We start from the raw sequence: 21,733 nt of genomic DNA, 5'->3' as shown, positions 1-21,733 counted from the left end.
ACGGGGGCCGGTTTTTTTCCTTCCCCGCTAATACTTTTCACGGTCCCGAAACAAAGGATTGTTTGGATAGTGCCGTCTAAAGGAAAAACCAGTTGGCACCCTATCTGGGTGATGTGCTCAGGATGAGCCCTCTGAAGCAGATCTATCTGCGCGTCGTTTCAACGAGGGCAACTATGTCAATCATGGAAAACGCGATCGAAGGCGTGGAAGCTCGTGTCCTTTGGTCCTGCAAGCAAAGGTGTGTGGAACTCCTGGAGCTGGGCATCAGAGAAGTGAGTGGCTTCTTCAGGCCCTTCCGTTACGAAGTTCATATTGAGGGTGAGAGCTCTCTGTTCCGCAGCACAAGTGAGCATGCCGCGAGGCACTATCTGACAATGTTGTTGGGGAAAGGGTTGGGCGAGCTTGAGCATCCGATCAACTGAGCTACAGTAAAGGGACGGCCATCCCCTTTTATCGGTCGTCGAGAAGAATGCCCAGCCTTTAATTCAACCGACACATCGTGTCGGTTTTTTATTTGGTCGAAAAATAGCCAGCTGTTGCAAAAGTGAAATATATCTCTGGGATTCTGAAAGTGAGAACGGACTAAACCGCTGTTCTTGACTCCAAGCGTTGCTCATCTGATTGCCGGGCCTCAGACGCCCGGCTTTTTTGTGGGCTTTCGGGGATAACCCACGCAATCACGCCCTTGTCGCGTGGATCGTATGGTCAGGGTCTCTGAATTTGGAAAGTACCTTTTCACTTATTGCACGGCGAGCAGCAGCTTTCATGGCGGAGGCACCAATACAAAGTTTCCAAAATGCGTCTTCTTGAGAAATTCCTGTTGTGCAGTCGCTATGTCTTTCAGCTCGAACGTTTTTGCGACCAGGGGACGTATCTCACCCTTTTCAATGTAGTCGATAAGGTTTGAAAAGATTGGTTCGTCCCAGGCTGTGCAACCAATCAGCGTCAAGTCCTTGAGATAAAAATCGCGCATATCGATGGTCGTGATAGGCCCCGCAATCGCGCCAGACGACGCATATCGGCCACCACGAGCCATCAGCTTCAACAGCTTGCCAACCTGCTCACCGGCGACATTGTCGATAACAACATTCACTGAAGAGTCCTGAATTTCAGTAGACAAGTCCATGCCTCGGGCGATGACCTCGTCGGCCCCCAGGCCCCTGACAGCGTCCAGCTTACTTTCGCCGGCTACGGCGATAACATAGGCACCCCGGCGCTTGGCCAGCTGGACAACCGCTGATCCGACCCCGCCCGACGCTCCGGTAACCAGCAGGCGGTCAGCGCTATCAACGCCCGCTCGATGCAACATGTTTTCCGCCGTTCCATAAGCACATGGGATTGTCGCGAGCTCCACGTCGCTCCAGTTGCTCTGGATCTCAAATACCTCGCTGGCCGGCACGGTCACGTATTGAGCGAATGCTCCGTCGAAGTCCGACGCCATCCAGAGATTATCCAGAGAATCAAAACCATTAACACGCATACAGGCCCTGACAAGAACTCGCTTCCCAATATCAGGCGCTTTCGTACCCTGCCCCAAGGCAACGACTTCACCACAGCAGTCCGTCCCCTGGATAAACGGAAACGGTGTTGATTCGTTCCAGCCGCCATCCTCAATCTGTGGCTCATCGTTCGTTTCAGATAATTGCTCGGTGCCACCTTGAACCGATGAGGAATACCAGCCAATCCGTGTATTGATCTCTGTGTTATTAACTCCGGCCGCCAAGACCCTTAGCAAAACCTCGCCTGGCCCCGGCACAGGAATTGGGACATCGCAGTAGTCGAGTTTTTCATAGCCACCGTTGCCCGTGGTCACGACCGCTTTCATCGTCGGTTGGTCGCCACGAACGTTGAAACGCTCCGGATCAAATGGTCGCAGGTAAGTTAAGTCAGGCATGCGGTCCTCCAAAATAATGTGGAAATATCGTGACCGGAGCAGCCTCGTTCACAAGCCGCGTGAAACATTTAGCCAACGTTATGAATCGGTCTATCACCAAAAGCGAACCCCAACGCCAGTGCACAACGGCCGAGTCTTGCACCACTCTGGCGGATCCTTTAAGCACCGAGCTTTTCACGGATGTTTTGCTTAAGGCAAATATCCGCTTTTGTTTAGCTGAGTTCAGAGGATGCCTAGGTCGCAAAGCGAATATTCGGATTAGGTGAACAGAACCGGACCTAAGCTGCCGCCTTAGCGGCAGGCTGCGAGCTAGTTATGCCTCGGACTCAAAGCCAGTGAGTCATCTACTGCTTATCTATCGTTCAGATTTTCGAAAATAATATCTTCGGAGTCGATAGGTAAGCTGTAAGTGAGACCATCGTAGCCAAGTGTGACACCGGCAGAGCGGACGTCGCTGACCCCTCGCATAAACACCTTCTCAGCTATTTTGTTGGGTGGTGTCGGAACCAAATGGTAAAGAACAAGTTCTTTGACGTTGGCCGCGTTGGCGACTTCTGCTGCCTCCACAGGAGACGTGTGATAATCCCGAATATCGAACAAGATCCTTTCTATTCGGCTATTACCCATACTGCCCGCTCTGAACTCCATCTGCTTAACAATATGTTTGGCTAGAGCTTCGTGAACCAGAAGATCAGCATCTTCTGAATATTTGATAACAGTGTCCGATTTCGTCGTGTCACCACTGATGACGACCGAGCGCCCCTTGTAATCGAATCGGTAGCCGACAGCGGGGGTTATTGGCGCATGGTTGACAGAAAACATGGTGACCTTCAGCTCACCATCATCCAGAACAATGGCTGAATCCCCCTCAAGAGGCACTTCCTCAGGTGTCATCTTCCCTATGGCCGGGTCAAGCAGATCAGCCCCATGGTGAGCGGTTCGATAGGTACTGTCGAGCCCGTAGGATTGCTCAAATCCGTCAACAACCTTTTTCACCCCTTCCGGGCCAAATACCTTGAGAGGTTCAGGCCGCCCCTGAGCCCAGGTCATCATGTTGAATTCGCCCAGATCACCAACATGGTCTGAATGGAAATGGGTCAGGAATACGCCACCGACAAGCTCCGAGGGAATTGCCCACAGACCTAGATTATTGGTACTGCGGTTACCGGTATCCACCACGTAAAACTTGCCGCCTGCGATTACCATGACGCAGGCGGCTGCCCGCCCCTCAACCGGCATTGGAGCCGCACTGCCACAAATAACGACTCGCAACGCATCATCATTGAAGAGGTCGAGGGGGTTATTCATTAAGCGCTCGGTAACGGCTCTGTCCAACAACTTGTCCTGGACAGCCGGTGTGTTTATAAGCAAAACGCCCACCAAGAGCACAGCCACGAGAATACCCAGTATTTTGATAACCCTTGTCACGCTGCTGTTTCCTTTGATTGGCTGGGGCCGGGGCCCTGCTCGTTACACGCCTAAGATCCGTGCCAGTCGCACCAAAATAGCGAAGTGCAAAGGAGCCACGTATCGCAATCGGGGCTTTCGGGCTTCGGTGGCGGAGACAATTTTTCTGACGACCGACGCGGTCGATTTGGATTCAAGCAGGCGCATCTGCTTGTTGGTATCCGTTTTCATCTTAGCTATCTGTTGCCTGGAGAACAGCGAATCTTTCGCCATCCACTCGAAACGACTGTCAGAGAGCGTCTGATTAAAACCCGTGTGATAAGGGCCCGGCTCAACGACGGGCACATGAATGCCCTTGTCCAGAACCTTCATTTCTTCCCGTAGCCCAGCGGCGGCGGCTGAAAGGGAAAACTTGGTCATCGAATAGGGCATCATGAAGGGCGCGGGGACGCGCCCTACGATGGAACTGATAAAAATGATTGTTCCGCCGTTACGCCTGACCATGTTTTGCAGGGCAATCTGAGTCAGCTCCAGAGACGCAAACAGATTGACCTCGAACAGCTGTCGCACTCTGTCGATATCGATTTCCGCCAGTGATCCTGACTGGCCCTGCCCTGCGTTGTTGATCAGCACATCAATCTCAAGATCCGCAATCTGGGCCCGGTCGTCAGCGCAGGTGATATCGAGCTTGAACACATGTGCGGACTCGCCCAGTTCTTTTTTCAGGCCGGCGACTTCTGCCTGGTAATGTGTCGTGGCATAAACAGTGTGTCCCCTCGCAAGCAGGGATTTGGCAGTGTCTTTGCCAATGCCGGTACCCGCACCGGTAATCAGCACAGTTTTCGTTTTCATCGAATTCACCTTGCGATGTTGCTTCGAGCCATCATTGCCACGCACATTAACTGCTTAACGAAATTGACATGAAAAACCAAAACAAGAACTCTACCGCCAAACGATTATCTCGATGCTCTTCAGGTAGCAGCTGAGCGGAACGGCTCCGTTCAGTGGTCACTTGTCCAGCGGTTCACGAAAGCCGGGTTAAGTCTCGGATTTTTTGGGCTACCAACCACAACCGGTCTTGGCCCCAGGCACTCAAAACTTCATTTCCATTAGCGTCCAAAAGTCGATAGCTAGGAACCCCCCAGCTTCCAAATTCGTACATGCTTAGACGGTTATTTTCGAGAGGAGCTTTCCATGAATCGTCATCAAGATGTAATTTGCCCTCTGCCCAATTTAGCCCGGCCTTTTCGACCACTATCTGAAGGCCCTTGGAGGAATTTGTGTTAACGCCGCTAGCAAACGCTGCTTTCAGAAAGGCTGCTAAAAATTCATTTCCCTTACCCTGCTCTTCTGCCCACATGTACAGGCTGTACCCGCGCATTACGGGCTTCCCAATTGGGTCATAGAAATTACCGTAGTCGACGCCCAGACTCCTGGCTTCTCTTGCCGCATCGATTGCAATGTAGACTTTCTTTTCTCGCGGGGCTGGCACTCCCCGCATAACCATTGGTAAAACCGGTCGAACCTCCAGGCTTACGCCTGAGTCTTTCGCAAGCTTGATTGTTGGATCCCAAGAAACGGCTGTATACGGACTGCGGAGGGAAACGAAATATTCCAAGGTCAGTTTATGAGCCCCTTTTCCGAATTCCGATAGTATTCGGGGTCGCGGAGCAATCGGGCTTTGCTGGCTGGACTGGTCTGCGCCTAATGACGCCAGTCTCTCTTCCAAGTGATACAAGCGGTCTACGCCCCAATACCATTCACCCTCGTAATAGAACATGGCGGAGCCATAGTGTTTCAGTGCAGCTCGGCGTTCTTTGCCTGTGGTGAGCTTGGCATCCGTGTCTTGTTTGGAAGCAGCACCATACTTTCTCACTAAGGCCATTAATGCTTGCTTATCGTTGCGCCAGAGGTGCGCGCTTGCTTCCGAGCCAATTGAGCAAAACTGTTCAACGTTGAAGTTCGCCATTAGGGCATTGGCGATAGATAAAAGACTCTGTTCAGGCAGTGATTCTGAACGACAAAACTCCAGGCCGTAATACGGAGCAATGTCACTGGCATCCCTTTTCGACATCTCGCGCCACAAATCTGGCTCCGGAAAATTATCGTCACTGGGTGCAGGGACAAGATGAACAGCCAGCTCAATGTCATAGCGCTCTTTCAGTTTTGCCAACAGCTGAATGGCAAGATGGGAATACCCGTCATCGACTTGGTGAAAATATTCAACAACATGGGGTCGACGCTCTTTTTGTCGCTTGATCTCTCTTTTTCCCGAAGCGCTGAAAGGCGAGATTCACTGCTGATATGGTTCATTACCTTGGATAAAAACCAGCGCCCGAGAGCGGTAGGCGTGCTGCTTGACGGCCCTTTTTGTTGTGTGATCTCAGTCATGTGACGTCATTTTCCCGTTTGCAATGTCTTTGACGACTCTAAAGCCGACGTGGGCAGTACTGAAGTTCTTTTCCAGACTCTCTCGTGCGGTCGCGCGATAACGACGACAATAATTGCTGCCACACAAAAACGAGCCTCCTTTGATAGTGATTTGAGGTGTTGCCCGACCAAAAGGACTATTTGTCCATTCCCAAACGTTACCTATCATGTCGTGAACACCGATTAAGTTTGCCTCATAACAGCCGGCGGGCGCTGTTCCCGTGTACCCGTCTTCTTCGGTATTGATTAACGGGAAAACGCCATTCCAGATGTTGGCGCGAGGATGGCCTTCAGGCCCTCGAATCCCGGATTCCGGGTTCAGCGAATCGAAGAGCCCAAGACTGGCCGCATACTCCCATTCAACTTCACTTGGGATACGACCACCGACCCACTTCGCATAGGCATGCGCATCATTCAGCGTTACGTGCACGACCGGGTGACGGCCTCTCCCGACCAGATTACTGCCAGCACCCTCGGGAGATCTCCAGGTGGTGTTTCGGTCCAGCTCCCACCAGGATGAGGCAATCATAGGCTAGGAGTGTCTACTGCACCGGGGTAAGTCCATTCAGTATTCTCACTGCATCACAGCTTTCAAAAGGATGAGCCTCAAATTGAAATTACCCATACCCCAGTCACGCCCAGAACCATTGCAGACGACACCATCTTAGGTTTGGTCCGAATTGGCCAAGTCCGGGTCCTGGCACCTCAAAGTGAACGGCTGTGATTAGCTTGCAGGCTCTGGAGGAAAACCCTGACTCGAATGTTCGCTTTTGTTTAAAAGCTTGGATTTATACTGGTGCCCCTGCCACTCCTTGCCTATGAGTGAACCTACCTCGGTTCACACTCCCCTCACTGGCTCATCTCGTCGCGGTAAAAAGGTCCACTTTCCAATGAAAGCGTGGCCAGAACCCCGACGTATGTCGCCATAATGTGGCAGCTGAGCTAGACTAGAACGTCAAGAACACACTCAGACTTGCAGCATAGACGACTACTGTCACAGGAATAACAAAAACTGACTCACGGTCGTTTTCCACCTGGCCGCAGATCGAACCGTCACAAGCCATGGCACATATTTGTCACATATACGTCACATGGAATTTCTGCCAGCCCGAACGCAAAAAAGGCAGACCAGTAACTAACTGATCTGCCTTTCTTAAATATGGTAGCGGGGGCTGGATTCGAACCAACGACCTTCGGGTTATGAGCCCGACGAGCTACCAGACTGCTCCACCCCGCATCAAAACTGGTTGTTTACCGGGCTGCCCCGATCAACGTGCGCGTATATTAAGGATTGGACGCACCACTGTCAATCGATATCTTCAAAAAGGTCGCCTCTATACTGGAGTTGCTCAGGCTCTTTAGTCACATCCTCTCGATAGAAACCCACCTGCTCAATCACCTCCTGAACCGGGCGGAAGGAGCGACGGTGCTCAGGGGTTGCACCCAGCCGGCGCAAGGCTTCCAGATGGATGGGCGTTGGGTATCCCTTATGCTGCGCCAGGCCGAATCCGGGGAAGCGCGCTTCGAGCGCTTCCATCTCTCTGTCACGGGTTACTTTGGCAATAATAGAGGCGGCGCTGATGGCTTCTACACGGCTGTCGCCTTTGATGACCGGCTCTGATGGCCAGTGCCACCTGGGGCAGCGATTACCATCCACCAGAACGTATTCAGGCACAATGGCCAACCCCGCAACCGCGCGCTCCATGGCCAGCATTGTGGCCTGATAGATATTCAGCTCGTCGATCTCATAGGCCTCGCAGCGACCGATGCTCCAGGCCTTGGCATGCTCAAGAATCTGCTCATAGAGGGCGCTACGGCGTTTTTCTGTCAGCTTCTTCGAGTCAGCAAGGCCCGCGATCGGCCGATCTGGATCCAGAATCACCGCAGCGGTCACGACAGCCCCGATCAGCGGGCCTCGACCGACCTCGTCCACACCAGCCAGGAGAGAACCGGTGTAGCGACATTCGAAGGGTGGCAACGGAGTCTTTGGCATCAGTGGGCACCCTGCTCCATCAGGTCTGATATCGCCTGGGCAGCTTTTTCATCGGCACCCTGCTTCAGAGTAAGATGCAAGTCGGTAAAGGCTTCTCTGAGCCTCTCACGCTCCTCAGTATTCTCGAGGCGCTCAAGCACCGCTGCCCCCAGACTTTCCGGAGTGGCATCGTCCTGGAGCAGTTCAGGCACCAGCTGGCGCTTGGCGAGCAGATTGGGCAACGCTACGTGAGGAACCTTCACCAGCTTGGACAGGAGCGCATAGCTGAATCCACTCAGGCGGTAACCTACAACCATCGGCTTTTTCAGCAGCATGGCTTCCAGGGTTGCCGTTCCGGAAGCCAGCAGCACCACATCGGAGGCGGCCATCACGTCTCTGGACCGGCCTCGCACAATAGTAACCGGCAGCTTCACATCAAGCGCATCAACCAGATCGCGCACCTGCTTCTCACGTTCCCGGTTTACACAGGGAATCACCAGCTGAAGATCCGGACGTCTTTCCTGGATCCAGCGAGATGCCTCCAGAAACAGAGTGCCCAGCCTGTCCACTTCCCCTGCCCGACTGCCTGGCAGAACCGCCAGCACCGACGCATCAGGATCTATACCCAGCGACTCCCGCATCTTGAGGGTATCAGGCTCCAGGGGAATACGATCCGCCAGGGGGTGACCCACAAATGCCACAGGCACCTGATGCTCCTCATAGAATCTGGCTTCGAACGGGAACAGGGTCAGCATGAGGTTGACGGACTTGGCGATCTTGAAGATCCGCTTCTGCCGCCAGGCCCACACCGACGGACTGACATAATGGACAGAAAGAATGCCGGCCTCGCGGCAGCGCCGCTCGATTGCGAGAGTGAAATCCGGGGAATCGATTCCTATGACCACATCCGGAGGGGTGGTGAAGAAATAGTCCAGCAATCGAGCCCTGATACTGAAAAGCTCGCGGATTCGCCCGAGGACTTCCACCAGCCCCATGACCGACAGGCGCTCCATCTGCACCAGGGAATGAAAACCCTCCGCGACCATCTCTTCACCGCCAATTCCAACGAAACGGGCATGAGGATAGCGTTGACGGAGCGAACGGATCAGACCGGCACCCAGGATATCCCCCGATGCCTCGCCGGCAATAATTCCAAATGTGATTTTGCGTTGGCTGATGGTCGCGTGAGAAAGATCTGTCACCGACAGGCTCCTGCCGGGTTAGCGGATGATGCCGCGGTGTGCTCCACGCAGGGAGTCGATGAGAGGCCGTATCTCCGCCACATCGGAATAAGACTTCTCGAGCTCTTCGACGGCCTGCTCGGTCGTGAGTCCCTGGCGGTAGATGACCTTGTAGGCCCGGCGCAAGGCTAGCAGAACGTCCTTACTGAAACCACGGCGCTTGAGGCCTTCGACGTTCATGCCGTGTGGCTCGGCTGACTGACCACTGGCCATCACATAGGCCGGGATGTCCTTGAGTACGATGCTGCCACCGGCCGCCATACTGTGCGGACCAATATGGCAGAATTGATGCACCATGGTACCGCCACCGAGGATGGCAAAATCACCGACCGAAACATGGCCCGCCAGGGTCGCACAATTGGCCAGGATAGTGTTATCCCCCACGATACAGTCATGGGCGACATGCACGTAGGCCATCAAAAGATTACCGCTGCCAATTCGGGTTTCACCACGATCCTGGACTGTGCCGCGGTGGATGGTGCAATTCTCGCGAATCACATTATCGTCACCAATCACCAGTGTGGTGGGCTCGCCCGCGTATTTCTTGTCCTGGCACTCTTCACCGATACTGGAGAACTGGAAAATGCGGTTGTTTCGGCCGATGACCGTAGGCCCCTTAACAACCACATGGGACAGAATCTCGGTACCATCGCCGATTTCCACATCCGGACCAATATAACTCCAGGGCCCAACCGTGACGTTGTCCCCGAGCCTGGCTGACGGGTCTACAATCGCCTGAGGATGGACACCCGACCAGTCATTTGTCGCCATCAAACTTCTCTCTCAGCGGTCAGAATCTCTGCCACGCAAACGACTTCTCCGTCGACCAGGGCGCGACACTCGAATTTGTAAATACCCCGTTTACCGGAGATAAGTTCCGACTCCATGCACAGTTGATCCCCTGGCAATACCGGGCGTTTGAACCGGGCCTTGCTCGAACCGGCGAGGTATTGTACCACGCCGTCAGAAGGTTTCCGGCCCACTGTCACAAAACCAAGGATGCCTGACAGCTGGGCCATGGCCTCAATGATTAATACGCCCGGCATGATCGGATTATTGGGGAAGTGGCCCTGGAAGAACGACTCGTTAAACGAAATATTCTTGTAGCCCTTGATCGATTTTCCTTTTTCGACCTCCGTTACCCGATCCACCAGCAAAAACGGGTATCGGTGCGGCAGGTATTCCAGAATTTCGTCGATGTTCATCATGTTGATCGGCCTCAGCCCTCTAATTTCTTTTCCAGTTCTTTTACCCGTCGCGCCAGAGCATCCAGCTGCCGGAAGCGCACAGCATTTTTGCGCCACTGGCGGTTGGTATCGGCACTGGTGCCTGATGAATAAACCCCTGGCTCCCGGATATCACCGGTTACCAGTGTCATGCCAGTGAGATGGACCTGATCGGCGATCTCCAGGTGGCCAGCCACGCCGGAGGCGCCACCGAAAACACAGTGCCGGCCAATGCGCGTGCTGCCGGCAATGCCAACCATCGCAGCCATGGCGCTGTGATCGCCGATACATACGTTATGGGCAATCTGGATGAGGTTATCGAGCTTCACCCCGTTGCCAATCACGGTATCGTCCAATGCCCCTCGATCGATGGTGGTGTTGGCACCCACTTCCACATCATTCCCGAGAACAACCCGCCCGAGCTGTGCGATACGGTGCCATACGCCCTTTTCATTTGCGAAACCGAATCCGTCGGAGCCTATGACGGCACCGCTGAGTATGTGGCAACGTTCGCCAATCACCACGTCGTGGGCCAGAGTCACCCGGGGTCGGATCAGGGTTCGGGCTCCGATTCTGGCGCGGGCACCAATAATCGAGCCGGCTCCGACAACAACCTTCTCACCAATGTCTGCACCGGCCTCCACCACCACGTTAGGACCGATACTGGCATCCTCAGCGATTGTAGCGGAGGGGTCTACTACTGCAGTTGCGTGAACGCCGGGCGAAGCAACGGGTGCGGGATCAAACCAATGACTCAGTTGAGCATATCCGAGATATGGGTTATCCAGTAACAGGACGTTGGTAGGAGCATCTTTCGCCCCGGCAGGCGAGGCAATAACGGCCGAAGCACGTGTATCCGCAAGGTATTTGCCATAGGACGGATTCGCCAGGAAGCTGATCTGTCCTGGACCAGCCGCCTGCAACGTCGCCAGCCCCGATACCTTTACATCAGGATCACCCCGTAGCTCCGCACCCAGGGCATTGGCAATATCCCCAAGGCGATAGGACCTTTCTGTCATTGCGAACTCCCAAGCAACGATCAGGGCACCGGGGTGCCCGTCACAGATTAACGGTTCAGTTTTTCGAGAAGCTGAGAGGTCAGATTCATTTCCGGCTTTACATAAACAACCGCTTCGCTTGGCAGGATCAGATCGAGGTTATTTTCCTCAAGAAGCTCCTTGACCGCTGCGTCCACCTCGGGGCGGGCCTGCTCAAGAAACGCCTGCTTCCGCTGATTCACAGTAGAATCCAGCCGTTGCTTCAGGAAGTTGAATTCCTTCACCTTTTCCTGGAACTCGCCGGCCAGCTTGTTGCGCTCACTCTCGTTCATCATGGCACCGTCTTTTTCCAGGCGCTCCTGAAGTTTTCGCGCTTCTTCCTGCGCTTCACGCACCCGGGCTTCGTCGCCTGCAAAATCTTTCTGAAGCGATTCGCTGAAGGTTTTGGCATCGTCAGACGAGAAAAGTGCCTGGCGCAGATCGACGACACCGATCCGGGTTTCGGCCATCGCCGGAAATGAAAACGCCATGATCACTGCAGCGAACATCAACACAAATCGGGACATTGGTTTTCTCCTGGTTTTCATCCGTAGATTATTATTATCCATTCTTTAGAAGGTCTGGCCCAGTGAGAACTGGAACACTTGGGTATCGTCGCCAGCCTTGTCGTTCAGAGGGTAAGCGAGGCTGAATGCCAATGGACCAACTGCCGTTATCCATTGGAAGCCAACACCGGCTGCCATCCTGATTTCGCTCAATTCCGGATCAAAACCGCGTGCCGTGTCAAATACCTGGCCGGCATCCAGGAAGAATGCCGTCCTCATCGAGCGGGTATCGCCGGCAAATGGCGTCGGGAAAATCAGCTCAAAGCCACCCTCGGTCAGCAGGTTGCCCCCGAACGGATCAGGATCCGACAGGTCGTTGACATTATTGGTCGCTCTTAGGCCCAGGGAATTGGCTTCGTAACCACGAACCGAGCCATAGCCGCCGGTATAGAAATGTTCGTAGAACGGCATCTGGGAACGATCGCCGTAGCCATCCCCATAACCAATCTCGGACCGTGCCCGGAAGACCCAGCGATTGTTGTCAGTCACAGGGTAGTAGAAATCGGTTTTATGAGTGGCTTTGTAAAAGGTCAGGTCACTACCCGGTACCGCCACATCCAGCGACAGCGAGTGGCTGTAACCATCAGTCGGCAGCACGCCACGGTTCAGGGTACTGCGGCGCCAGCTTCCGAAAAGGAAGAAGTTGGTGAACGAGTCACCCTCCTCATCAATAAAGTCACTCACCTCCTGTGAGGTGAACAGGCCTTCCTTCAGGTTTGACTGGGTCACACCAGCACCGAAGTTCAGGCGGGTAATACTGTCCGTAGGATAGCCAAAGGTAACGCGGCCACCGTACTCGTCGAGAAGGAATGAGGAAATATCTTCCTCTTCATAGTCAGTCTCCCGGGCGAATAAGCTGAACCCGCGGCTCACTCCATCAACTGTATAGTAGGGGTCCAGGTAGGAGATGTTGGCACTCTTGATGGCATCACTGACATTCACGCCAAACGACACCCGCTTACCGGTACCAAAGAAGTTATTCTCGGAGACATTGGCACCGAGAATCACCCCGGAATCCTGGGAAAAGCCAATAGAGGCGGAAAGACTACCCGTTGGCTGCTCCTCAACGGAGTAATTAACATCCACCAGGTCATCGGTGCCGGGCACCGGAACGGTATCCACATTGACTGTCTGGAAGAAGCCAAGACGCTCAAGCTTGGTCTTGGAAAACTCGATGCGGTCAGAAGACGCAACGCCACCCTCCATCTGCGTCATTTCCTGGCGCAGCACATCATCACGGGTAGAAACGTTGCCGTCGAAATTGATTCTGCGCACGTAAGCCCGCTTACCAGGCTCCACAAAGAAAGTGACTGCGGCCGTGTTGTTTTCGCCAGGTTCGGGAACGGCGTTGACGTTGGCAAAGGCATAGCCCTCCCGGCCAAGCCGGAATGCCAGGGATTCAGAAATGGCTGTCATGCGGGACCGCGAGAATACATCGCCTTCCTCGACCGGAATGAGCGAGCGCAACTCCTCTTCACCTACAATGAGCTCACCACGAAGGTTAATCTCGGAAATGGTGTACTGGGGACCTTCATTCAGGGCAATCGCGATGAAGACTTTTTGCTTGTCCGGCGAAATAGAGACCTGACTGGATTCCACATTGAAATCAAGGTAGCCCCGATCGAGATAGAATGAACGCAGCGACTCCAGATCACCACTCAGACGCTCTCTGGCGTACTTGTCTGCATTGGTTATTGAATTCCACCAGCTCGTGGTCTGCAGCTCAAACAGTTCCTGCAGCTCCTCGTCGCTGAAATCCTGGTTGCCAATAAGGTTGATGTGGTGAATCGCGGCGACAGAACCTTCGTTAATATCCAGACGGATCGCAACCCGGTTTCTGGGCAGTTCTTCAGCCGTCGCCTTTACCCGGGCATTGTAGCGCCCCTGAGCAATGTATGAGCGCAGAATTTCCAGCTCCAGACGTTCAAGGGTCGCGCGTCGGAATACCTGGCCTTCCTGAAGCCCGGCACCTGCCAGGGCATCCATCAACATCTCGGTTTCGATGTTCTTGTTGCCCTCAATCTCGATGTCACTGATGGAGGGGCGTTCGCGAACTGTCAGGATAAGTACGCCGGCATCCCGGCTGGCCTCAATATCAGTAAAAAGCCCGGTCCGGAACAGCGATTTGATCGCTTCAGCCAGCTCGGTCTCGTCCACCTGCTCACCAATGTTGACAGGGAACGCGGAAAAAACAGTACCCGCAGATACCCTCTGCAGGCCTTCCACCTCAATATCCGCAACAGTGAACTGATCAGCAAGTGCTGGCTTCAGGCCGGACACGGCTACAGCGAGGCCAACGGCTACACCTAGAAGAGAACGTCTCATTCAAATATTTCGCCTGGTTAATGCGCGTAAGGAGCTCGCAATTCTCACAACCGCATCAGGTCGTTGTAAAGAGCAAACACCATTAATGTGAGGATCATTGCCATACCAATTCGTAATCCAAACGCCTGAGCCTGCTCGGAAAGCGGCTTTCCGCGGAGGGCTTCGATGGTGTAGTAAACGATATGACCACCATCAAGCACCGGCACAGGCAGAAGGTTCAGAATGCCCAGACTCACGCTCAGATAGGCAAGAAAACGCACGAAGTCTTCGAACCCGGAGCTGACACTGGCTTCAGCAACCCGGGCAATGGTAATCGGACCACTGAGATTGGTAGGTGACAAAAGGCCGGTGACCATCTTCTTGATGGCCACCAGTGTTAAACGGGTATCTGCCCAGGTTTCGCTGAGAGCGACCGGAACCGCGGCAAACGGGCCGTAGCTGACATCACGCAGGACCTCTTCCGGCCATGAGATCGCTTCCACACCGGCGCCGACAAAACCGATCGACTCACCAGTTTCCTGGGTTCTCGCTTCCGGTGTCACGCTGACGGATTGTTCGTTGCCATTACGCTCCACAGTTACCTGAAGCGTCTGCTCCGGAGCATTGCGAATAAACTCGACCAGCTCAAACCAGCTGCTGATCGCTTCTCCATTCACGCCGACGATTCGATCCCCGGGCTGCAGCCCGGCGGCCTGCGCACGGCCACCATCGGAAATCTGCCCCAATACAGGGGGCACAGCGGGGCGCCATGGCGTGATGCCGAACTCGGCTAACGGATTGGGGGTATCATCACTCAGGCCCCAACCAGCAAGCTCACCGCTGACGGTGCCGCAGGCGCCATCCTGTGACACCTCCATGGAGATCAGACCACGCTCGCCGGTCCGCTCCAGAATACGCATATTCACATCACGCCAGGAACTGACACGATGGCCATCCACAGCGTGAATCTCCATGCCTTCCTGGAGCCCTACCCGCTCGGCCACACTCTCATCAGCAATCTGCCCGACAATCGGGGCAACGTGGGTAACGCCCACCACGCTCAACAGCCAGTAGGCAAAAATCGCGAAAATGAAATTGGCCACGGGACCGGCCGCGGCAATGGCAATACGCTGGCCGGGAGACTTCGAGGTAAAGGCCTGGTCTCTCAGTTCCTCAGGAACTGGCCCTTCCCGCTCATCCAGCATTTTTACATAGCCGCCCAATGGAATGGCGGCTACCGCAAACTCGGTTCCGTGCTTGTCGTACCAGGAAAACATCGGTTTCCCGAAACCCACAGAGAAACGAAGCACTTTAACGCCACAGCGCCGGGCAACCCAGAAATGACCGTATTCGTGAAGGGTCACCAGGATGCCCAGGGTAAGCGCGAGTGCGAGGACGGTTTCAATTATCTGCATAGCGTTCCTGATTGAATGGCTTCAGCCGGGCAGCATTCTGCTGCGACTATCAGACAGTTAACAGACCTATCTGTTCCCGTGCACGGCTCCGTGCTTCTTGATCCTTGGCAAAGATAACGTCAAAGCTGTCGGCTGGCTCAACGGCAGTCGCCGCGAGCGTTCGCTCTATGATAACGGGGATATCCGAAAAACACAGGGTACCGTCCAGAAAAGCGGCAACGGCCACTTCATTGGCGGCATTCAGAACGGCTGGCGCAGTGCCACCTGCCTCAAAGGCTTCCGCAGCCAAACGTAGACAGGGAAAGCGCACCAGATCCGGGCGCTCGAAGTGAAAGCGGCCGATAGCGAACAGGTCCAGCGGTGCAACACCGGCATCAATGCGCTCCGGCCAGGCCAGACCATTGGCAATCGGCGTTCTCATATCCGGACTGCCAAGCTGGGCCAATACGGAGCCGTCCGCATACTCAACCATGGAGTGAATGATGCTCTCGGGGTGAACATGCACCTCAACCTTCTGGGGTGCTGTATTGAACAGCCAGCAGGCCTCAATCAGCTCCAGGCCCTTGTTCATCAGGGTCGCGGAGTCAACAGAAATCTTCTGCCCCATGGACCAGTTGGGGTGAGCGCAGGCCTGGGCGGGCGTTACCGAGCGAAGGTCCTCGGCAGAGTGCTCGCGGAAGGGGCCACCGGAGGCCGTCAGCAGTATCCGGGTGATACCGGCTCCGGCAGGATCCCGAATCTTGTCCGCCGGCATGCACTGGAAAATCGCGTTATGCTCGGAGTCGATCGGCAGAAGTTCCGCCCCGGCCTCGGCTACGGCATCCATAAACAGTTTGCCGGACATTACCAGGGCTTCTTTATTGGCAAGCAATACCCGCTTCCCCGCCCTTACCGCCGAGAGCGTCGGCGATAACCCCGCTGCCCCGACGATGGCTGCCATTACGGTATCAACGGCAGGAGCCGAGGCTACCTGGCATAGACCATCCAGGCCAGCAAGCACCTCGGTATCCGGCAGGTCTGCCAACAGCTCAGACAGAACAGCGGCAGCTTCAGGATCAGCCATAACGGCCACTCTGGGACGAAATTCCCGGCACAGCACTGCGAGCTCTTCAGCACGGGTACCAGCCGTTAGCGCATAGACCGAAAACCGTTCCGGGTGGCGTCGAACAACATCCAGGGTGCTAAGACCGATGGAACCTGTGGCTCCGAGAACACTGATAGAGCGGGTTACCATAATCACCAGTGCCCGGTTGTCAGCCAACCAAGTTGGGTAATGATCAACGCAAATACCGGAATGGCCGCTGTCAGGCTGTCGATCCGATCCATAATCCCGCCATGACCGGGAAGCAACTGGCTACTGTCCTTGATGCCACGGTGCCGCTTGAGCATACTTTCCAGCAGATCACCCAACACAGAAACCAGGCCGGTAGCGAGACTGGCCAAGATCAAGAGCAGTGTCTGGCCCGGGCCTGCCGAAGCGAGGAAGCTGATCACAAGGGCAAAAGCTCCCACGGCTACCAGACCACCCCAGACACCCGCCCAGGACTTGCCAGGACTGACCCGGGGCGCCAGCTTCGCTTTACCGAACGCCCGACCGGCGAAGTAAGCGCCAATATCGGCGACCCAGACCACACAGAACACATAAAGAATGAGCAACAGGTTATTGCTGCTGTCCCCGAACTGAAAGCCACCGGTGCGCAAATGATTCAGACCCACCCAGGCGGGCACCAGCACGAACAGCCCCATCACGGCTCTTGCGGGCAGACTGCCCCATTTCTCAGAGCCGACGGGATAACTGCGCACCAGAAGAAAACAGACGCACCACCAGAATAGGGACAGCCAGAGCACTGCCACAAACGGGACGTTCAACAGACCGTAAAGAATTAGCGCGGTAGCCAGAGCGTAGCCAACCCTGCCAGCAGGATTGCCAATACCGGACATGTTCGCCCACTCCCAGGCACCCACGGTGATGATAGCCCCGGTGAAGAGCGCAAACCCCAGCGGCGGGAGAAAGAAGATCCCGCCAATGGCGATCGGGGCAAGGATCAGTGCGGTGATAATTCGGGTTTTTAACACGGTTGACGTCGCTATCGTTCGTTATTGTTGTAGAGCCTTGGCCGCTATCTGATCATCGGTCTGGCCAAAACGACGCTGTCGACCGGCATAGGCCTGCAGGGCCTTGACCATTTCTTCCTGCTGAAAATCAGGCCAGTACACCGGAGAAAAGTAAAGCTCTGTGTAAGCCAGGTGCCACAGCATGAAGTTGCTGATTCTCTGCTCACCGGCGGTACGAATCATCAGATCCGGCATTGGCAAGTCACCAATACTGAGGTGCTGCTGAATCAGGTCATCGGTAATATCAGACGGCGCCAACTGCCCGCTGCGAACCTGTTCCGCGACCTTGCGCGTGGCCTGAGTGATATCCCAGTGACCGCCGTAATTTGCTGCAATCACCAGCGTCATTCGGGAATTGTTACGGGTAAGCTCTTCAGCCGCTTCCATATGTTCGCGAAGCACAGAACTGAATGCAGACCGGTCACCAATAATGCGCAGCCGGATGTCGTTTCGATGAAGCTTTCGCACCTCCCTTTCCAGCGCGAACAGGAACAGCTTCATCAGGGCCGACACCTCGTCCTTGGGGCGACGCCAGTTTTCACTGGAAAAGGCAAACAGGGTGAGGACTTCCACACCTTCGCGGGCACAGGTCTCCACAACTGCCCTGACCGCATCCACACCGGCCTTGTGGCCAGCCACTCCCTTGAGACGACGAGCCTTGGCCCATCGGTTGTTCCCGTCCATGATGATAGCCACATGCCGGGGTCGGCTATCTGCCGACACCGGAATCTCTGCGGATACATTTCCCGTCATGAAATCCCCTGTGCGGCCGGAGCGCGTCAGTGCTTCGGCCTTTCAATTCGCTTGCAAGTGGGCCCGGGCGGTTAAACCGCCATCAGGTCCTCTTCTTTGGCCTTGAGCATCTTCTCGACTTCAGCGATGTAGCGGTCGGTCAGCTTCTGGATATCGTCTTCGCCCTTGCGCTCGTCGTCTTCGGTGATTTCCTTTTCCTTCAACAGATCCTTGATCATGCTGTTGGCGTCGCGACGCGCATTGCGGATGGAAACACGACCGTGCTCGGCATCGGCTTTCGCCTGCTTGACCATTTCCTTACGGGTTTCTTCGGTCAGCATGGGCATCGGGATGCGAATGATGTCGCCGCTGGTGGCCGGGTTCAGGCCCAGGTCTGATGCCATAATGGCTTTCTCAATGGTCGGCATCAGGTTTTTCTCCCAGGGGGAGACCGTCAGCGTGCGGTTATCCTCGACGTTGACGCTTGCCACCTGCTTCAGCGGTGTCTCCTGGCCGTAGTAGTTCACCATGACACTATCCAGGATAGAGGGGTGGGCACGGCCGGTGCGAATTTTGTTGAACGCAGAGTTCAGAGACTCCAGGCTCTTTTTCATTTTCTTTTCGGCTTCTGCTTTGATGTCGTTGATCACTTCAGCATCCTCAATTCGTTCGTCATGTCATCTGTAATCTGGCCCCAATACCCTATGGGGCCGGGACAGCGATTCATTCAATCAGTGTACCTTCTTTCTCGCCGGTTACGATGCGAGTCAGCGCGCCTGCGCGGTTCATATCGAATACCCGCAACGGCATGCCATGATCCCGAGCGAGACAGATGGCTGTCAGGTCCATCACGCCCAACTTCTTGTCCAGCACCTCATCATAGGTGAGGTAATCGTATTTCTCTGCACTGCTATCCAGGTGTGGATCCGCTGAGTATACGCCATCCACCTTGGTGGCTTTGAGCACGGCATCAGCTTCGATCTCAATACCACGCAAGCAGGCAGCGGAATCGGTCGTGAAGAAGGGGTTGCCGGTACCGGCACAGAAGATCACGACATCGCCGTCCTTGAGATCCCGCACCGCGCGACGGCGATCGTAGTGCTCCACGATTCCACTCATCGGGATTGCAGACATCACGCGGGTCCGGATATTCGAGCGTTCAAGGGCATCACGCATTGCCAGACCGTTCATTACGGTGGCCAGCATACCCATATGATCACCCGTCACCCGGTCCATGCCGGCAGCATTCAGAGCTGCTCCGCGGAACAGGTTCCCGCCGCCAATGACCAGGCCAACCTGTACGCCAATACCAATCAGCGCACCGATTTCCAGTGCCATGCGGTCGAGAACTTTGGGATCAATACCGAAATCGTGCTCCCCCATCAGGGCCTCGCCGCTGAGTTTGAGCAGAACACGCTTGTATCTGGGCTGGGTTTTCGATGATGTCGGCATGATGATCCCCTTGTCGTCTGTTGGCTGCTATCCGGCGTGATACCCGTTGCAGGCTTGTATCTGACATACTCCTCACAAAAAAGGGGTATCTCAGATACAAGCCCGCCACGAGAGCCGGGAATTCCCGGCTAACGTGGCAGACTCAGGTGATGCAGTGGCTAAATGCCGGCTGCATCAAACGAAGGATCAGGCCTTGCCTGTGCCGGCTGCAGCAGCAACCTCGGCAGCAAAGTCCACTTCTTCCTTCTCAATGCCTTCACCCACTTCCAGGCGAACAAAACCAACTAGCTCGCCACCGTTGGACTTGATCAATTCGCCAACGGTCTGGTCCGGGTTCTTTACGAAAGGCTGCTCAACAAGGCTGTTTTCCTTGAGGAACTTCTTGATGCGGCCACCCATCATCTTCTCGACGATCTCGGCTGGCTTGCCTTCCATGTCCGGCTGAGCCTTGATCACTTCCTTCTCTTTCTCGAGCTCTTCTGCCGGCATATCTTCCGGCTTGCCGACGCGCGGATTAACGGCAGCGGCGTGCATCGCGATGTCACGTGCGACTTCAGAATCGCCAGCAGTCAGGGCGACAACCGAAGCAATCTTGTTGTTGCTGTGGACATAGCCACCAACAACCGGACCTTCAACCTTGACAATACGACGAACAGTGATGTTCTCGCCGATCTTCTGAACCAGCGCTTCACGCTTGGCTTCCAGATCGCCTTCCATCAGCTTGGCTACGTCAGTCTCGCCTTTTTCGAAGGCGACGCTCAGCACATCGTTGGCAAAGTTCAGGAAGTTGTCATCGCGAGCGACGAAGTCAGTCTCGGAGTTCACTTCCAGAATGTAGGCAACGGTGTTGTCGTCAGAAATCTTGATCAGAGAAGCGCCTTCAGCGGCGGTACGGCCGGCTTTCTTGGCAGCCTTCAGACCGGAAGACTTGCGCAGCTCTTCGATTGCAGCGTCAACACTGCCTTCTGCTTCAACGAGTGCTTTCTTGCACTCCATCATGCCAAGGCCGGTACGCTCACGCAGCTCTTTGACCATTGCAGCGGTAATTGCAGCCATGTTCAATCCTCTCAACTGTTCCGAATTCGGTGGGGAGGTGTGCCCCAGGCAACCCGGGGCACACCTTACATCTCAAACGTGAAGGTAAAGCGTCACTCAGCGGCTGGAGCAGCGCCTTCAGCGTCTTCGCTGACTTCAACAAACTCGTCAGCGCCGGCACCAGCAGACTGGGCTGCTTCCATGCAGGTGTCAGCAACGGCTTTCACGTAAATCTGGATAGCGCGAATGGCGTCATCGTTACCCGGGATCACGTAATCAACGCCGTCCGGATCACTGTTGGTGTCCACAACGCCGATGACAGGAATGCCCAGCTTGTTGGCTTCCTTGATAGCAATACGCTCGTGGTCAACGTCGATCACGAACATGGCGTCCGGCAGGCCGCCCATGTCCTTGATACCACCGATGGAGCGCTCAAGGCGGTCCATTTCACGGGTGCGATCCAGCGCTTCTTTCTTGGTCAGCTTGTCGAAAGTACCGTCCTGGCTCTGGGTTTCCAGATCACGGTAGCGACGGATAGACTGACGGATGGTCTTGTAGTTGGTCAGCATGCCACCGAGCCAACGGTGGTTAACGAACGGCTGACCAGCACGCTCGGCTTCTTCCTTGATGATCTTGGCCGCGGCACGCTTGGTACCGACGAACAGGATCTTGTTCTTGTTCTCTGCCAGCTGCTGAACGAACTTCAGCGCGTCGTTCATGGCAGGAACAGTCTGCTCAAGGTTGATGATATGAATCTTGTTACGGGCGCCGAAGATAAACTTCGACATTTTCGGGTTCCAGTAGCGGGTCTGGTGACCGAAGTGAGCACCTGCCTTGAGCAGGTCACGCATATTTACCTGAGCCATGATAGTTACCTTTTTAGCTTCGGGTTAGTCCTCCACGTATC

At 54.9% G+C, this 21,733-nt stretch carries 22 protein-coding genes and 1 tRNA gene; 1 reads left to right on the top strand and 22 read right to left on the bottom strand.

Going from position 1 to position 21,733, the window contains the following annotated elements; genetic code table 11:
* The first annotated feature begins 173 nt into the window (after positions 1 to 173).
* Positions 174 to 422: a hypothetical protein gene (locus KEHDKFFH_RS19545; protein ID WP_241956571.1), complete on the top strand. Its 249-nt coding sequence runs from the start codon at positions 174 to 176 to the stop codon at positions 420 to 422.
* Between the two features lie 341 nt (positions 423 to 763).
* Here the strand turns inward: KEHDKFFH_RS19545 and KEHDKFFH_RS19540 are convergent, their stop codons facing one another.
* The 22 genes from KEHDKFFH_RS19540 to rpsB all read right to left on the bottom strand — a co-directional run bounded on the left by KEHDKFFH_RS19540 (position 764) and on the right by rpsB (position 21,692).
* Positions 764 to 1,894 carry an alcohol dehydrogenase family protein gene (locus tag KEHDKFFH_RS19540; protein ID WP_241956570.1) on the bottom strand — a complete coding sequence of 377 codons (1,131 nt, stop codon included), beginning with the start codon at positions 1,892 to 1,894 and terminating at the stop codon, positions 764 to 766.
* Between the two features lie 351 nt (positions 1,895 to 2,245).
* Positions 2,246 to 3,322, bottom strand: a complete 1,077-nt coding sequence (locus KEHDKFFH_RS19535) for an MBL fold metallo-hydrolase (RefSeq protein WP_104323445.1) — start codon at positions 3,320 to 3,322, stop codon at positions 2,246 to 2,248.
* 42 nt (positions 3,323 to 3,364) lie between these two features.
* The gene (locus KEHDKFFH_RS19530; RefSeq protein WP_104323444.1) at positions 3,365 to 4,153 is read right to left on the bottom strand and encodes an SDR family NAD(P)-dependent oxidoreductase; all 789 of its coding nucleotides are present in this window, start codon (positions 4,151 to 4,153) and stop codon (positions 3,365 to 3,367) included.
* 172 nt (positions 4,154 to 4,325) lie between these two features.
* Positions 4,326 to 5,474, bottom strand: coding sequence for a DsbA family protein (locus tag KEHDKFFH_RS19525; protein WP_198412835.1), 1,149 nt, complete (start codon positions 5,472 to 5,474; stop codon positions 4,326 to 4,328).
* Positions 5,462 to 5,692, bottom strand: coding sequence for a hypothetical protein (locus KEHDKFFH_RS20305; protein ID WP_198412826.1), 231 nt, complete (start codon positions 5,690 to 5,692; stop codon positions 5,462 to 5,464). Before KEHDKFFH_RS20305 ends, KEHDKFFH_RS19525 begins: the two co-directional genes overlap by 13 nt.
* Positions 5,685 to 6,260 (bottom strand): SUMF1/EgtB/PvdO family nonheme iron enzyme, encoded by a 576-nt coding sequence (locus KEHDKFFH_RS19520; protein ID WP_104323443.1) that lies wholly within the window; start codon positions 6,258 to 6,260, stop codon positions 5,685 to 5,687. The genes KEHDKFFH_RS20305 and KEHDKFFH_RS19520 overlap by 8 nt, the downstream gene beginning before the upstream one ends.
* A 631-nt stretch (positions 6,261 to 6,891) precedes the next feature.
* Positions 6,892 to 6,968, bottom strand: a tRNA-Met gene (locus KEHDKFFH_RS19515).
* Between the two features lie 69 nt (positions 6,969 to 7,037).
* Positions 7,038 to 7,724, bottom strand: coding sequence for a ribonuclease HII (gene rnhB / locus KEHDKFFH_RS19510; protein ID WP_064227428.1), 687 nt, complete (start codon positions 7,722 to 7,724; stop codon positions 7,038 to 7,040).
* The gene (lpxB, locus tag KEHDKFFH_RS19505) at positions 7,724 to 8,905 is read right to left on the bottom strand and encodes a lipid-A-disaccharide synthase (protein ID WP_064227427.1); all 1,182 of its coding nucleotides are present in this window, start codon (positions 8,903 to 8,905) and stop codon (positions 7,724 to 7,726) included. The genes rnhB and lpxB overlap by 1 nt, the downstream gene beginning before the upstream one ends.
* Before the next feature lie 18 nt (positions 8,906 to 8,923).
* On the bottom strand, positions 8,924 to 9,715 hold the full coding sequence (gene lpxA, locus KEHDKFFH_RS19500; protein ID WP_104323442.1) for an acyl-ACP--UDP-N-acetylglucosamine O-acyltransferase: 792 nt from the start codon (positions 9,713 to 9,715) through the stop codon (positions 8,924 to 8,926).
* On the bottom strand, positions 9,715 to 10,152 hold the full coding sequence (gene fabZ / locus KEHDKFFH_RS19495) for a 3-hydroxyacyl-ACP dehydratase FabZ (RefSeq protein ID WP_008170365.1): 438 nt from the start codon (positions 10,150 to 10,152) through the stop codon (positions 9,715 to 9,717). Before fabZ ends, lpxA begins: the two co-directional genes overlap by 1 nt.
* Before the next feature lie 11 nt (positions 10,153 to 10,163).
* The gene (lpxD, locus tag KEHDKFFH_RS19490; RefSeq protein ID WP_064227425.1) at positions 10,164 to 11,189 is read right to left on the bottom strand and encodes a UDP-3-O-(3-hydroxymyristoyl)glucosamine N-acyltransferase; all 1,026 of its coding nucleotides are present in this window, start codon (positions 11,187 to 11,189) and stop codon (positions 10,164 to 10,166) included.
* Positions 11,190 to 11,236: 47 nt separating this feature from the next.
* The gene (locus tag KEHDKFFH_RS19485; protein WP_064227424.1) at positions 11,237 to 11,734 is read right to left on the bottom strand and encodes an OmpH/Skp family outer membrane protein; all 498 of its coding nucleotides are present in this window, start codon (positions 11,732 to 11,734) and stop codon (positions 11,237 to 11,239) included.
* Positions 11,735 to 11,779: 45 nt separating this feature from the next.
* On the bottom strand, positions 11,780 to 14,098 hold the full coding sequence (gene bamA / locus KEHDKFFH_RS19480; RefSeq protein WP_104323441.1) for an outer membrane protein assembly factor BamA: 2,319 nt from the start codon (positions 14,096 to 14,098) through the stop codon (positions 11,780 to 11,782).
* 44 nt (positions 14,099 to 14,142) lie between these two features.
* Positions 14,143 to 15,492, bottom strand: a complete 1,350-nt coding sequence (rseP, locus tag KEHDKFFH_RS19475) for an RIP metalloprotease RseP (RefSeq protein WP_104323440.1) — start codon at positions 15,490 to 15,492, stop codon at positions 14,143 to 14,145.
* A 49-nt stretch (positions 15,493 to 15,541) separates the two neighbouring features.
* The gene (gene ispC, locus KEHDKFFH_RS19470) at positions 15,542 to 16,726 is read right to left on the bottom strand and encodes a 1-deoxy-D-xylulose-5-phosphate reductoisomerase (RefSeq protein WP_104323439.1); all 1,185 of its coding nucleotides are present in this window, start codon (positions 16,724 to 16,726) and stop codon (positions 15,542 to 15,544) included.
* Between the two features lie 2 nt (positions 16,727 to 16,728).
* The gene (locus tag KEHDKFFH_RS19465; RefSeq protein WP_104323438.1) at positions 16,729 to 17,568 is read right to left on the bottom strand and encodes a phosphatidate cytidylyltransferase; all 840 of its coding nucleotides are present in this window, start codon (positions 17,566 to 17,568) and stop codon (positions 16,729 to 16,731) included.
* A 21-nt stretch (positions 17,569 to 17,589) separates the two neighbouring features.
* Positions 17,590 to 18,360, bottom strand: a complete 771-nt coding sequence (gene uppS, locus KEHDKFFH_RS19460; RefSeq protein WP_104323437.1) for a polyprenyl diphosphate synthase — start codon at positions 18,358 to 18,360, stop codon at positions 17,590 to 17,592.
* Between the two features lie 71 nt (positions 18,361 to 18,431).
* A complete protein-coding gene (frr, locus tag KEHDKFFH_RS19455) occupies positions 18,432 to 18,989 on the bottom strand; it encodes a ribosome recycling factor (RefSeq protein ID WP_008170376.1) in 558 nt (185 codons plus the stop codon).
* 73 nt (positions 18,990 to 19,062) lie between these two features.
* Positions 19,063 to 19,791 carry a UMP kinase gene (gene pyrH, locus KEHDKFFH_RS19450; protein WP_008170379.1) on the bottom strand — a complete coding sequence of 243 codons (729 nt, stop codon included), beginning with the start codon at positions 19,789 to 19,791 and terminating at the stop codon, positions 19,063 to 19,065.
* A gap of 186 nt (positions 19,792 to 19,977) precedes the next feature.
* Complete coding sequence (gene tsf / locus KEHDKFFH_RS19445) at positions 19,978 to 20,847, bottom strand: translation elongation factor Ts (protein WP_104323436.1); 870 nt, start codon at positions 20,845 to 20,847, stop codon at positions 19,978 to 19,980.
* Between the two features lie 92 nt (positions 20,848 to 20,939).
* On the bottom strand, positions 20,940 to 21,692 hold the full coding sequence (rpsB, locus tag KEHDKFFH_RS19440) for a 30S ribosomal protein S2 (protein WP_008170383.1): 753 nt from the start codon (positions 21,690 to 21,692) through the stop codon (positions 20,940 to 20,942).
* Positions 21,693 to 21,733: the final 41 nt, after the last annotated feature.

This window comes from Marinobacter maroccanus, from assembly GCF_002933275.1.
Taxonomy (GTDB): domain Bacteria; phylum Pseudomonadota; class Gammaproteobacteria; order Pseudomonadales; family Oleiphilaceae; genus Marinobacter; species Marinobacter maroccanus.
The sequence above is the reverse complement of the archived record's forward strand: the minus strand, read 5'-3'. Positions and strand labels throughout refer to the sequence as shown.